The organism is Streptomyces sp. NBC_01410 (assembly GCF_045040195.1).
GTDB lineage: Bacteria > Actinomycetota > Actinomycetes > Streptomycetales > Streptomycetaceae > Streptomyces.
This window is the reverse complement of sequence record NZ_CP109530.1, coordinates 6,166,425-6,178,914: the sequence shown is the minus strand read 5'-3', so window position 1 is coordinate 6,178,914 and position 12,490 is coordinate 6,166,425. Positions and strand designations below refer to the sequence as shown.

Annotated in this window: 15 protein-coding genes and 1 pseudogene; all 16 read right to left on the bottom strand. The window is 69.7% G+C overall.

Translation table 11 applies throughout. The annotated features are described in order from the left end of the window. Positions 1-66: 66 nt before the first annotated feature. The 16 genes and pseudogenes from whiG to OG741_RS28460 all read right to left on the bottom strand — a co-directional run bounded on the left by whiG (position 67) and on the right by OG741_RS28460 (position 12,411). Positions 67-903 carry an RNA polymerase sigma factor WhiG gene (whiG, locus tag OG741_RS28535; RefSeq protein ID WP_266488838.1) on the bottom strand — a complete coding sequence of 279 codons (837 nt, stop codon included), beginning with the start codon at positions 901-903 and terminating at the stop codon, positions 67-69. Between the two features lie 243 nt (positions 904-1,146). Next, positions 1,147-2,334, bottom strand: a complete 1,188-nt coding sequence (gene dprA, locus OG741_RS28530; RefSeq protein ID WP_405602589.1) for a DNA-processing protein DprA — start codon at positions 2,332-2,334, stop codon at positions 1,147-1,149. Then, a complete protein-coding gene (locus tag OG741_RS28525) occupies positions 2,334-3,950 on the bottom strand; it encodes a YifB family Mg chelatase-like AAA ATPase (RefSeq protein ID WP_405602588.1) in 1,617 nt (538 codons plus the stop codon). The genes dprA and OG741_RS28525 overlap by 1 nt, the downstream gene beginning before the upstream one ends. Continuing rightward, positions 3,950-4,312 (bottom strand): YraN family protein, encoded by a 363-nt coding sequence (locus OG741_RS28520; protein WP_405602586.1) that lies wholly within the window; start codon positions 4,310-4,312, stop codon positions 3,950-3,952. The genes OG741_RS28525 and OG741_RS28520 overlap by 1 nt, the downstream gene beginning before the upstream one ends. Before the next feature lie 132 nt (positions 4,313-4,444). Continuing rightward, the gene (locus tag OG741_RS28515) at positions 4,445-4,753 is read right to left on the bottom strand and encodes a DUF2469 domain-containing protein (RefSeq protein ID WP_003993268.1); all 309 of its coding nucleotides are present in this window, start codon (positions 4,751-4,753) and stop codon (positions 4,445-4,447) included. Between the two features lie 55 nt (positions 4,754-4,808). Then, complete coding sequence (locus OG741_RS28510; protein WP_405605819.1) at positions 4,809-5,315, bottom strand: NUDIX hydrolase; 507 nt, start codon at positions 5,313-5,315, stop codon at positions 4,809-4,811. 22 nt (positions 5,316-5,337) lie between these two features. After that, positions 5,338-6,099, bottom strand: a complete 762-nt coding sequence (gene lepB / locus OG741_RS28505) for a signal peptidase I (RefSeq protein WP_405602584.1) — start codon at positions 6,097-6,099, stop codon at positions 5,338-5,340. Between the two features lie 73 nt (positions 6,100-6,172). Then, positions 6,173-7,126 (bottom strand): signal peptidase I, encoded by a 954-nt coding sequence (lepB, locus tag OG741_RS28500; RefSeq protein ID WP_405605817.1) that lies wholly within the window; start codon positions 7,124-7,126, stop codon positions 6,173-6,175. Continuing rightward, positions 7,020-8,103, bottom strand: a pseudogene (gene lepB / locus OG741_RS28495) (signal peptidase I); the annotation flags it as partial. The pseudogene lepB (OG741_RS28495) and the gene lepB (OG741_RS28500), both read right to left, overlap by 107 nt. Next, complete coding sequence (lepB, locus tag OG741_RS28490) at positions 8,096-8,899, bottom strand: signal peptidase I (protein ID WP_405602581.1); 804 nt, start codon at positions 8,897-8,899, stop codon at positions 8,096-8,098. The gene lepB (OG741_RS28490) and the pseudogene lepB (OG741_RS28495), both read right to left, overlap by 8 nt. Before the next feature lie 81 nt (positions 8,900-8,980). After that, the gene (gene rplS / locus OG741_RS28485) at positions 8,981-9,331 is read right to left on the bottom strand and encodes a 50S ribosomal protein L19 (RefSeq protein ID WP_266488825.1); all 351 of its coding nucleotides are present in this window, start codon (positions 9,329-9,331) and stop codon (positions 8,981-8,983) included. Between the two features lie 131 nt (positions 9,332-9,462). Next, a complete protein-coding gene (trmD, locus tag OG741_RS28480) occupies positions 9,463-10,284 on the bottom strand; it encodes a tRNA (guanosine(37)-N1)-methyltransferase TrmD (RefSeq protein ID WP_405602578.1) in 822 nt (273 codons plus the stop codon). Continuing rightward, a complete protein-coding gene (gene rimM / locus OG741_RS28475) occupies positions 10,284-10,829 on the bottom strand; it encodes a ribosome maturation factor RimM (RefSeq protein WP_405602575.1) in 546 nt (181 codons plus the stop codon). Before rimM ends, trmD begins: the two co-directional genes overlap by 1 nt. Before the next feature lie 79 nt (positions 10,830-10,908). Then, on the bottom strand, positions 10,909-11,148 hold the full coding sequence (locus tag OG741_RS28470; protein WP_005311361.1) for an RNA-binding protein: 240 nt from the start codon (positions 11,146-11,148) through the stop codon (positions 10,909-10,911). A 2-nt stretch (positions 11,149-11,150) separates the two neighbouring features. Next, positions 11,151-11,600, bottom strand: coding sequence for a 30S ribosomal protein S16 (gene rpsP, locus OG741_RS28465; RefSeq protein WP_266488820.1), 450 nt, complete (start codon positions 11,598-11,600; stop codon positions 11,151-11,153). Between the two features lie 217 nt (positions 11,601-11,817). Further along, on the bottom strand, positions 11,818-12,411 hold the full coding sequence (locus tag OG741_RS28460; RefSeq protein ID WP_266488818.1) for a hypothetical protein: 594 nt from the start codon (positions 12,409-12,411) through the stop codon (positions 11,818-11,820). Positions 12,412-12,490 lie beyond the last annotated feature (79 nt).

Below are 12,490 nucleotides of genomic sequence, written 5' to 3'. Positions count from 1 at the left end.
CCGCTCGAATCCTTGGCACGCCTCCACTCTACGGATGCCGACGGATGAGGCAGGGGCGAATCGGCGTCAGCGCCCCACGTCGGCAAGCTTCGCGCGCAGTTGCAGGACCGACTTCGTGTGGATCTGGCTGACCCGGCTCTCGGTGACACCGAGGACATTGCCGATCTCGGCGAGGGTGAGGCCCTCGTAGTAGTAGAGGGTGACGACGGTCTTCTCGCGCTCGGGCAGGGTGTTGATCGCGCGGGCGAGCAGCCGGCGCAACTCCCGGTCCTCGGCCACCTCGACCGGGTTGTCGGCGGCCGTGTCCTCGAGGGTGTCCATCAGACTGAGCCGGTCGCCGCCCTCGCCGCCCACATGCAGCAGCTCCTCCAGCGCCACGACGTTCGCCAAGGACAACTGGCTGAAAACCGCGTGCAGTTCGTCCACCGCGATCCCCATCTCGGCGGCGACCTCGCACTCCGTGGGCGTACGCCGCAGCTGCGCCTCCAGCGTGCCGTAGGCCCGCTCCACGGCCCTGGCCTTCTGCCGCACGGAGCGCGGAATCCAGTCCAGGGCCCGCAGTTCGTCGATCATCGCGCCACGGATCCGGGTGATCGCGTACGTCTCGAACTTGATCGACCGGTCGATGTCGAACTTCTCGATGGCGTCGATGAGTCCGAAGACTCCGGAGGAGACGAAGTCCGCTTGTTCAACATTGGACGGCAGCCCCACGCTCACCCGTCCCGCGACGTACTTCACCAGAGGTGAGTAATGCAGGATCAACTGCTCCCGCAGCCGCTCGTCACCCGTGGCCTTGTACGACCGCCACAACTCGTCGAGCGACGAAGGAGCGGGGGGCCGCACGGTGCCACGGGCAGCGGGGGGCACTGCCGCGCGGTCAGACCCGGAGGTGTGCTGGGGCATGCGTTGCCTTGAGCCGTTCTGCTGTGAGGGGGGAGGGGGACGAGCGTCTGGGCCGGAACCTTGGTGAGCGTAGCGTGACTGCAGCGTTGCGGTGGGCGAAGGACGAGGGAACGAACCTGTGCGGGTATCTGCTGTCGCCCACACCTTCGAACCGGGGCGGCCACCGCGCGCGCCGGGCTCTCAGATGTCGCCGACAGGCCTGCAAAGCTCATCGGCATCACCTTTTCACCCGAATGCTCCAGGTCAAGGACCGCCTCGCCGCGCGTTCGAACCGCGGATCGCGCTGCGCGTCAAGTGCCATCCTTCTCCGTGCCGTTCGACGAACCCCAGCGAGTGCAGTTCGTACAGCCTGCCGAGCGTCTCGTCGGTCGTCGTTCCGCCGGCCCGCGCCAGCCGGCCGACGTCGGCCGCGCCGCGCGCGGGCATGGCCTCAAGAACCCGCGCGCTGACGGGATCCAGCAGATCCCTGGGGAGCACGGGCCCCCGCCGCTCAGGGGCGAGATCACCGATGTCCCCGACCAGTTCGGCCACTTCGGCGGCATCGGTGACCAGCACACCCTCCCCGCGCAGGAGTTCGTGCACGCCCGCCGAGAGCCCGCTGGTGGCCGGCCCCGGGACTCCCATCGTGTAGCGGCCGAGCTTCTGTGCGCTGCGCGCGGTGACCAGCGAACCGCTGCGGTATTCGGCCTCGACGACCACCGTGCCCCTCGTGAGGGCTGCGATGACCCGGTTGCGCAGGACGAATCTGCTGGGCGTGGGATGGTCGCCGGGCGCCAACTCTCCGATGACCAGCCCCTGTTCGGCGATGCGTCCGATCAATTCGGCATGCCCGCGCGGATAGACGACATCGACCCCGCAGGCGAGTACGGCAACGGTGGCTCCGCCCGCGGCGAGTGTGCCCCGGTGCGCCGAGCCGTCGACCCCGTAGGCCGCCCCCGACACCACGACCCAGCCGCGCTCGGCAAGCCCGGAGCCGAGGGTGGCCGCCATGTGCGCCCCGTACGGAGTGCAGGCCCGCGCTCCGACGACGGCGACCGAGCGCAGTGCCCATTTCCGCAGGTCGGCCCGTCCCCGCACCCAGAGTCCGATCGGTCTCGCGTCACCGAGGTCGTCGAGCTGGGTCGGCCATTCCTGGTCGCCCGGGCAGATGAAGCGGCCACCGACCGCGGCGATCGCCGCCAGGTCGCGGCCGGGGTCGGCCCCCGTAGCCCGTATCCGGTAGCCCGCGAGCCGCCTGGCCGTGGCTCCGGTCAGCCCTGCCTCCTCTAGCTCCGCTGCGGTCAGCCGTGCCATGAGCCCCTGGGCGCCGAACTCGCGCAGCCACCGCCCGCCATGCTCGTCCCCCGGCTCGATCACCCGCGTCAGCGCGGCCCGCGCGAACCGCTCACGCTCCCCGGCGACCGCCCGGGCCTCTCCCCCTGCGTCCGGCATCACGGCCCTCCGGCGCCGACGGTCATGGGCGCACCGCGGGCGATGCCCGTACGCAACTCCAGGGCCAGGTCGACGTCGCAGGCCTGCGGCCGGTCCCGTCCCGCGAGGTCCGCGATCGTCCACGCCACCCGCAGCACCCGGTCGATGCCCCGCGCCGTGAGCAGTCCCCGTTCCATGTCCCGCTCGGCCGCGGCCAGCGCCCCGGGCGCGACGAGCCAGCGCGTCCGCAGCTCATGCCCCGGCACCTCGCTGTTGACCGTCCACGGCGTGTCCAGCAGCCGGGCCGCGGCACGCTCCCTGGCCTCCCGCACCCGGGCCGCGACGACCGCCGTCGGCTCGCCCCGGCCGCCCTGACACATCAGGTCTCCGCGGTTGACGGGCTCGACCCCGACCCGCAGATCGACCCGGTCGAGCAGGGGCCCGGACAGCCGCGCCTGATACCGCCGGATCACCGACGGCGGGCACTCGCAGCCCGCCCCCTGCAGGGTGTGCCGCCCACACGGGCAGGGATTGGCCGCCAGGACCATCAGGAACCGGGCCGGCAGCCGCACCACTCCCGCGCTCCGCGCCACCACCACATGCCCGGATTCCAGCGGCTGCCTCAGAGCATCGAGCGCCTTGCCCGAGAACTCGGGCGTCTCATCCAAAAACAGCACGCCCCTGTGGGCGAGCGAGACCGCCCCGGGTCTCGGCAGGCCGTTTCCTCCGCCGACGAGCGACTGCATCGTCGCCGAATGGTGCGGCGCGCAGTACGGAGCGGTTCGCACCAAAGGCTCGCCCGGCGGCAGGATGCCCGCCACCGAGTGAACGGCGGTGACCTCCAAGGACTCCCGTCTGGTCAGTGGCGGCAGCAAGCCGGGCAGCCTCTCGGCCAGCATGGTCTTGCCCGCGCCGGGCGGTCCGTGCAGAAGGAGATGGTGGCCGCCGGCCGCCGCGACCTCCAGCGCCGTCCGTGCGGCGCGCTGCCCGGCGACATCGGCCAGGTCCGGCCCTTCGCCGGGCTCCCTCGACAGTCCCGTGCCGACGCCAGCGCCCGGCACCATCAGCCCGGCCAGCATGGGATCCGGCCTGCCCTCCGGCACCGGTTCCTCCTCGGGCACCGGTTCATTGGTCAGTACGGCGATGAGCTGGCGCAGACTACGGACGCCCAGAACCGAGACCCCCGGCACCAGCGAGGCCTCCCCCGCGGTCTGCTCCGGGACGACCACCTGCCGGTAGCCCGCCTCGGCGGCCGCGAGGACGGCCGGCAGCACTCCGCGTACCGGTCTCACCCTGCCGTCCAGGCCGAGCTCTCCGATCAAGACCAGATCGGCGATGTCCTTGGCGTCGATGCGTTCCGCCGCACCGAGCACCGCGCAGGCAACCGCCAGATCGAATCCGCTGCCGCCTTTCGGGACGGAAGCCGGGCTGAGCCCTACGGTCAGCTTCTTCTGCGGCCACTCCGCGCCGGAGTTCACCACCGCTGCTCTCACCCGGTCCCGGCTCTCCGACAGGCTCTTGTCGGGCAGCCCCACCAGCGTGAAGGCGGCCACGCCCGGTTCCAGGTCCGCCTGGACCTCGACCACCACACCCTCGACGCCGACCAGCGCCACGGAACACGCACGCGCGAACCCCATCAGGCCACCCCCCGCGCATGCTCGACGGTGGGTGCGCCGCGCCTGGGCAGCACCACACCCACCAGGTCGATGCGCACGCCACCGGGCGGCGGCCCGCCGGTGCGCTCCAGCCAGCACTCGGCCAGTCGCCTCAGCCGCTCCGCCTTCGCCGGCGTGACCGCCGCCATCGGATGCTGGAACGGGCCCGCCCTGCGGGTCTTGACCTCGCAGACGACCACGGTGTCGCCGTCCCGGGCCACGATGTCGATCTCACCGGCCCGCCCGCAGCGCCAGTTCCTCGCCAGCACCGTCATTCCGGCCTCGGCCAGCAGCCGCGCCGCCAGGTCCTCGCCGTACCGCCCCAGTGCCCCCGTCGCGTTCATATCGGCACCACCTCCGGCACCGACTGTGACGCGTCGGGCGTCCACTGGTGGATCTTGGTGGACAGCCCGTCGATTGTGGATAACTCAGTCACTCAGGAGTGCACTCACCACGGCATGGACTCACCCGGGGGTTCAGCCGCTCGGGAGTTCCAGATCGCTCTTGTTGAGCTCTTCGATATTCACGTCCTTGAACGTGAGCACCCGCACCTGCTTGACGAACCTGGCCGGTCGGTACATGTCCCAGACCCACGCGTCCGCCATCGAGACTTCGAAGAAGACCTCGCCCTGCACCGAGTGCACCTGCATCTCGTAGTCATTGGTGAGGTAGAAGCGACGCTCGGTCTCGATCACATATTTGAACAGCCCGACGACGTCTCGGTACTCCCGGTAGAGCTTCAGCTCCATCTCGGTCTCGTACTTCTCGAGGTCCTCGGCGCTCATGGCATGTTCCCCTTCAGCCGTGCGTCCCCCTATTGTGCGCCAGCCCCACGGGCCCCTAGACGATTTCGGGGGCCAGGACAATCGGCGCACTCGGAGGACCCTCGTCGAGCAGCGTTCGCAGCAGCTCGGCGAGCCTGGTCGGATATACCGTCTCACGGGCCGCCGACAGTTCGGCGGAAGTCCACCACCTCAGCCCCCCGACACTGCGCCGCTCAAGCTCCGTCAGTCCGCCCGGTGCCGTCGCCGTCTGCGCCGTACGCGCCAGGAAGTACCACTCGTCCTGGTCCCAGCGGCGTCCGTCGAACGGAAATGAGCAGGTCCGCCGCCACAGCACCGGCCCCAGTTCGACCTCTGTGATCCCCGTCTCCTCGGCCAGCTCGCGCAGGGCGGCCTCCTCCCGGGTCTCCTCGCCCTCCAGTCCGCCGCCCGGCGTGAACCACCAGCGGTCGTCCGGATCCTGCGGCTCGTACCCGTGCATCAGCAGAATGCGGTCATCGGGATCGAGCAGGACGACCCGGGCCACCTTCCGCAGCTCGCCGAGCGCCGGCTCCTCGTCCGTCACCGGCTCGCCGTGCGCCGATGGCTCATCCGACACCGGCGGTGGCCTTCTTGCGCCCGGCACCCGCGGCCCCGCGACGCCTCCCCGACAGCCTGCGCGCGATGGGACCGTACAGAGCCCCGGCCACGATCAGCACTCCCCCGACCGCCACCGACCCGACCACCAGCTTCACCGGTCCCGGCCGGGACACCCCGCCCGGCAGCGCGGCGAAGCCGTCCGGCCGCTCCAGCAGACCGCCGTTCAGGGGCCATGCCACGGCGTCCAGCCGTGCCTCCACGGCCGAGCGCGGCACCGACCCCTGGCCGGGGTCCTGCAGGTGTACGCGGGAGTCCTGCGAACCCATGCGCTCGTCGCCCAGCAGGAACAGCTGCCCCTTGGGCACGTTCGCCGTGAAGCTGTTCGACGCGGGTCCCTTGGTGCGCAGATACGGTTCCTCGACGGCCTTGCCGTTGACGGTCAGCTTGCCGCCGTCGCCGCAGCAGGCGATCGTGTCGCCGCCCACGCCGACCACACGCTTCACCATCGGCATGTCGCCCCACTGCTTGTCCCGGAAGACCACGATGTCCCCGCGCCGCACCTGGTCGCCGTCTATCCGCTCCGCAAGCACACGGTCTCCGGCTTGCACGGTCGGCGTCATCGAGTCGGTCGGCACGGTGTACGGCTGGTAGACCACGGCCCCCCAGATGAACCCTCCGAGGAAGAGCACAGAGCCGACGGCCACGGCCAGACCCGACAGTGCATTGCCGAGCCGGCCATGGCCGTCGTCCGTACGTACTGTTCCGCTCATCCCAGCGCTCCCCAACTCGGAGATTCGGTCCCCGGACATCGTGCCCCGGGGATCGGCGATCTGGGACGGCACCCTACCCGGCGGTACGCCCGGAGGTCAGCCTCCTCCGGCGCAGGAGCACGATCGGCAGAGCGCCGATCGTGCCCAGCGCCAGGGGCGCGGCCGAGGCGGCAGCCGCGGCAGCGGAGTTGATGCCCGGCTGGTCGAAGGTCTCGGGCACCGGTAGCGTCGCCCAGCGGTCCAGCGGCCAGGCCACCACCACGGCACGTCCGACGACCTTGTCGACCGGAACGAAGCCGCCGTTCACGTCTTCCATGTGGTATCGGGAGTCACGGGAGTTCTGGCGGTTGTCGCCCATCACCCAGATCCGGTCCTTCGGCACCTTGAAGGGGCCGAAGGGCTGGTCGTCGCAGGCGGTGCTGCCCGGGAAGATGTACGGCTCGTCGAGCGCCTTGCCGTTGACCTTGACCGGGCCGCCCTTCTTGCACTCCACGGTGTCGCCGGCGACCGCGATCGTCCGCTTGATCAGGTCCTTCTCCTCGGACGACGGCATCAGGCCGATAAAGCTGAGGAAGTTCTGCACGGCGTTCGGCTTGGGGGTGGGCTCACCGTCCAGCCAGCCGCCCGGGTCGTGGAAGACGACGACCTCGCCGCGCTCCGGCTCCGAGCCGAACCAGGGGGTGAGTTTGTCGACCAGCACCCGGTCGCCCCGCTGGAGGGTGTTCTGCATCGAGTCCGAGGGGATCGAGAACGCCTGTACCAGGAAGGTCTTGATGAGCAGCGCGAGAAGCAGCGCGATACCGATCAGGAGCGGCAGTTCCTTCCAGAAGGATCGCTGCTTCTTCTGTCCCGTACCACTGCCCTCGGAGGATCCGCCCCCAGCGTCCTGGACGCTCTCGTCGTCCACGCCGCCCGCCGTCCCCGGCGTACGCGCCGCCGATTCGTCCGTCACAGCTGCGGGTGACTCGGCGGGTTTCCCCGGCCTCTCCTCCGGCCCGTCGTGTCCGGATCGTGCGCCGACCGCCACGTCCCCCACATCCACTCCTCAGTCCGTGCGAACCGCCTGCCCCGGATCCGGAGCAGGCCCACTACTCCCATAACGAGCGGGAGTTCCGCAGGGCTCGGGAGCAGGATCATTCCGTCGAGATCCTGAGGTGACACCCTATTCGACGGGTGGAGTGCTGATGTCGACCCGGCACGCGCGTTCGGCACGGATGCGTACGTCTCGGGCTCCTCCAGCTTCCGCCAGTGGCCGATCGGCCAGGCGATGACCATGGCACGTCCGACGACCTGGTCCTCCGAGACCGTGCCCCGGTCCTTCTCGTCGAGATGGAAGCGCGAGTCGGCCGAGTTGGCACGGTGGTCGCCCATGACGAAGATCCGCCCGGCCGGCACCTTGACCTCGAACTTCAGCGTCGAGGGAACGTTTCCGGGGTTCAGGTACGGCTCGATGAGCGGTACACCGTTGACGGTGACCCGCCCGTCCTTGTCGCAGCACTTGACGGTGTCCCCGCCGACCGCGACCACGCGCTTGATCAGATCCTGCTCGTCGTCGGAGGGCAGCAGTCCGATGAAGGTCAGGCCCTGTTTGACCTGCTTGACGACGATCGGGTCGTCAGTCTTCGGCTTCTCCTCCTGCCGGAGCCAGCCGCCCGGGTCCCTGAACACCACGACGTCACCGCGCTGGGGCTTCGAGCCGAACCAGGGGGTGAGCTTGTCGACGAGCACGCGGTCCTGGATCCGGATCGTCTGCTCCATCGAGCCCGACGGGATCACAAAGGCCTGCACCAGGAACGTCTTGAGAACCAGCGCGATCATCAGCGCCACGGTGATCAGGAGGGGTATCTCCTTGACGGCCGAACGGCGGCGCTTGCGCTTCACCTTCTGAGCGAGCCTGCGCCGTTCCGCACGGCCCGGCAGCGTCCGGGAACCGTTCGTCGGCCGGGTCCCGGTGGGCAGCCTGGTGTCGGCCCGGTGGCTCGCTCGACGCCCGCGGTTACCCATGGGCGCCGCCCGGCATTCGTTCCGCCTCCCCGACGCGCGCGAAGGCATCGGACGGCTCCAGCGAGGTCCAGCGGCCGACCGGCCAGCCGACCCAGTCCGCCCGTCCGATCACCCTGTCGACGGGCACCATGCCGCCGCCGGGCTCCCCCAGATGGTCGCGGGAGTCACGCGAATTGCTCCGGTGGTCCCCCATGACCCACAGAGTGCCCTGTGGGACGACGATGTCGAAGGGAACCTCTGACGGAACGTCACCGGGGTGCAGATATCCCTCGTCGACGGGTACGCCGTTCACCTCGACCCTTCCCCCCTTGTCGCAGCACACCACGCGGTCACCGCCCACGCCGACCACGCGCTTCACGAAGTCGGTCTCGGCGGGTTCGGCCAGCCCCAGCGCCGCGAACACGCCACGCGTCGCCGCACTGACCGGGTTCTCCTGCAGACCCTCCTGTACGAAGGATCCGGTGCCGTCGAAGACGACAACGTCCCCCCGCTCGGGCCCCGAACCGAAACGGTACGCCAGCTTGTTCACCAGAACCCGGTCCCCGACCTGAAGGGTGGGTTCCATCGAACGGCTGGGGATCTGGAACGGCTGCACCACGAAATGGCTGAACAGCAGCACAACGACCGTGCAGGCGAGGCCGAGCAGCCCGGCCCTGCGCCAGGACATCCCGGAGAGACGTTTGATCAGGTGCCCGGAGGGGCTCGATGAACGCACAGAGCGCGACCCCTCTCCCTCTTCCCCGGCGTCGGGGGCGGAAGAGCGGTCGCGCTCCGTGTACTTCGCTTCGGTGTCCATCGGGGCCAGAGCCTATCCGGCCCCTATGTGAACCCGGCGTGAGTGTGAGCCGAAGCTCAGGCGCGAGGGGCGAGCCGGGGCTCAGTTGTCGCGCTTCTCCTTGATCTTGGCGGCCTTGCCGCGCAGGTCGCGGAGGTAGTACAGCTTCGCGCGACGGACGTCACCGCGGGTGACGAGCTCGATCTTCTCGAAGATCGGGCTGTGCACCGGGAAGGTGCGCTCGACGCCGACGGAGAAGGAGACCTTGCGGACCGTGAAGGTCTCGCTGACGCCCGAGCCCTGGCGGCGGATGACAACGCCCTTGAACTGCTGGATACGCGAGCGGTTGCCCTCGATGACGCGCACGTGGACGTTCACGGTGTCGCCGGGACGGAAGGCGGGGACGTCGCTGCGCAGCGAAGCCGCGTTGACGTTGTCGAGCAGGTGAGCCATGTTGGTCTGCTTCCTCGCCGATGCCACAGGTCATCAGCGGAACGATCGAGATGAGAATCAGGGTGCTGGCCGCGTCGGGCGGGCGTCGTTCCCCCTGTGGCAGGGGCGCCGACCGGACGCACAGCAGCGGCCTATTCTTCCACGGCCTCGGGCCTGCGCCAAAATCGGCCGCCGGGCTCCGGTGACCAGCCCATGATGGACAGGATCTCCCGGTCCTTCTTGTCGAAGGCGGAGGGATCGCAACGCTCAATCAGATCGGGCCTGTTGGCGGCCGTACGCCGCAGCGCCTCGTCCCGCCGCCACCGCGCGATCTTCCCGTGGTGCCCGCTGACCAGCACGTCCGGAATGGCGCGGCCTCGCCACTCGGGCGGCTTGGTGTAGACGGGGCCTTCGAGCAGATTGGCCATCGCGCCGGGTGCGAAGGAGTCGTCCCGGTGCGACTCGGCATTGCCCAGGACGCCCGGCAGCAGCCGGGCCACGGCCTCGGTGATCACCAGGACGGCGGCCTCGCCGCCGGCCAGGACGTAGTCCCCGATGGACACCTCGTAGACAGGTATCCGGGTCGCGTACTCGTCGATGACCCGGCGGTCGATGCCCTCGTAGCGGGCGGGGGTGAAGATCAGCCACGGCCGCTCGGAGAGCTCGACGGCGAGTTCCTGGGTGAAGGGGCGGCCGCTGGGGGTGGGCACGACCATGACCGGGCCGTGCGCGCCCGTCTCGTAGCCGCTCGCGAGCGCGTCGTCGAGGGCGTCGCCCCAGGGATCGGTCTTCATGACCATGCCGGGACCGCCGCCGTACGGAGTGTCGTCGACGGTGTTGTGCCGGTCGTACGTCCACCGGCGCAGGTCGTGCACATGGACATCGAGCTGTCCACGCGCGCGTGCCTTGCCGACGAGCGAGACGTTCAGCGGTTCGAGGTACTCGGGGAAGATCGTGACGACGTCGAGCCGCATCAGTTCTCGTCCCTCGACGATGCGATCTCGGCCTCACTGTCGTCGATCAGCCCGGGCGGCGGTGTGATGACGGCCCGCTGCTTAACCAGGTCGATCTCGCTCACGATGTCGCCGACGAAGGGGATCATCACCTCGCTGCCGTCCGGCCGCTCGACGATGAAGAGGTCCTGCGAGGGCATGTGGCTGATCTCGGTGATCCGGCCGATCTCGGTGCCGTCGGCGAGGACGACATCGAGGTCCATCAGCTGGTGGTCGTAGTACTCGTCCGGTTCCCCGGGCAGCTCTTGCGGGTCCACGTCCGCGATCAGCAGGGTGTTGCGCAGAGCCTCGGCCGCGTTTCGGTCCCGTACGCCCTCGAAGCGCAGCAGCAGCCTGCCGCTGTGCACCCGGCCGGTCTCGATCGTCAGCGGCCCCACCGCGGCCGGGTCGGTGGCCAGCACGGCGCCGGGGGCGAGCCGCAGTTCCGGCTCGTCCGTGCGCACCTCGACGGTGACCTCGCCCTTGATGCCGTGGGCCCGGCCGATACGCCCGACTACCAGCTGCACATGCTTCTCCTTCGATACGACTACGGGCCGGGGCGGGCTCGTAAGCCCTCCCCGGCCCGAGCCGGTGTTCAACAACGTGTCAGCGAACCTGGTCCACGTCGACGAGGTCGACGCGGATGCCACGGCCGCCGATGGCGCCCACGACGGTGCGCAGGGCGCGTGCGGTGCGGCCGTTGCGGCCGATCACCTTACCGAGGTCGTCGGGGTGGACCCGGACCTCGAGCACACGCCCGCGGCGCAGGTTGCGCGAGGCGACCTGCACGTCGTCCGGGTTGTCGACGATGCCCTTCACGAGGTGCTCGAGAGCCTCCTCGAGCATGCTCAGGCCTCGGTCGACTCAGCGGCGGACGCCGACGAGGCAGCCTCGGCCTCGTCCGCCTTCTTGTCGGCCTTCTTCGCCTTCGGGGTGATGGCCTCACCCTTCGGCTCGTCGCCCTCGAGGCCCTTGGTGAAGGCCTCGAACGCGGCGCGCTTGTCCTTCGGCTCCGCGACGAGCAGCGGCGCCGGGGCCGGCAGGCCCTTGTGCTTCTGCCAGTCACCGGTGAGCTTCAGGATGGCGAGGACCGGCTCGGTCGGCTGGGCGCCGACGGACAGCCAGTACTGCGCGCGCTCGGAGTCGACCTCGATGCGCGAGGGGTTCTGCACCGGGTGGTACAGACCGATCTCCTCGATGGCCCGGCCGTCACGGCGGGTACGGGAGTCGGCAACGACGATGCGGTAGTGAGGCGAACGGATCTTGCCCAGACGCTTCAGCTTGATCTTGACTGCCACGGAAGTGGTGTCTCCTGGTCTTGACGTGGTTGGGCACAACGAGATGCCACGTGGGGTTGCGGTACTCGGGTGCCCGATGGACGCGTCAGCCGGAGGCGAGAGGGTTCCTGTGCGGCTGTCGAGTACAGCTAGCCATTGTGCCACACACCTGCGGCGGCCTCGCACCCGACCGGAGTCGCACCGCCCGTCGGGCGGCCCGACCCGGCGGGCGTGGCGGTCAGCTCGCCGCGGCGGCCACTTCCGGGATCCGGAAGGGCTTGCCGCAGCCGCCGCAGACAATGGGAGCCTGGGCGAGAACGGACGGGACGACCCGGACATTGCGCCCGCAGTCGCAGACCGCCTTCACACGCACACCGCCGCCGGACGAGCCGTGCCGGGCAGCTGGCCCGCGGAAGGAGCGCTTGGTGTCGGAGGCCGTCGCGACCGTGTGCGCCTTGAGGGCGCGCTGCAGTCTCTCGATCGTGGGTCGGTACCGCCTCTTCGCCTCGGGATTGAGCATGACCAGCGAGAAGCCGCTGCTCGGATGCGGCTCGTCGACATGGTCCAGGCCCATCTCCTCGGCGATCGCCAGGAATCGGCGGTTGTGATAGCGGCCGGCGCGTGAGGTGTCGCGGACACCTCGGGCGGCGGCGATGCCGTGGACTGCCTCATGGAGCAGTCGCTCGAAGGAGAGCTCGGCGCCACAGGCGGACGAGGACTCTCCGATAAGGGACTCTGGCGCGGCAAGATCCGGCAGCTCGGGGTGGTGCCGCTGAATATCGGCCCACGCCTGTGCCAGCTCTGCGGCGAGAACAGGTGGTGTCGTGCTCACGTCGTGATAACGAGCCGAAGCGCTTGCGGGTTCCATTCCGGGGCATCCCAAATATTTTGCACGTACCCGTCAGTTGCCA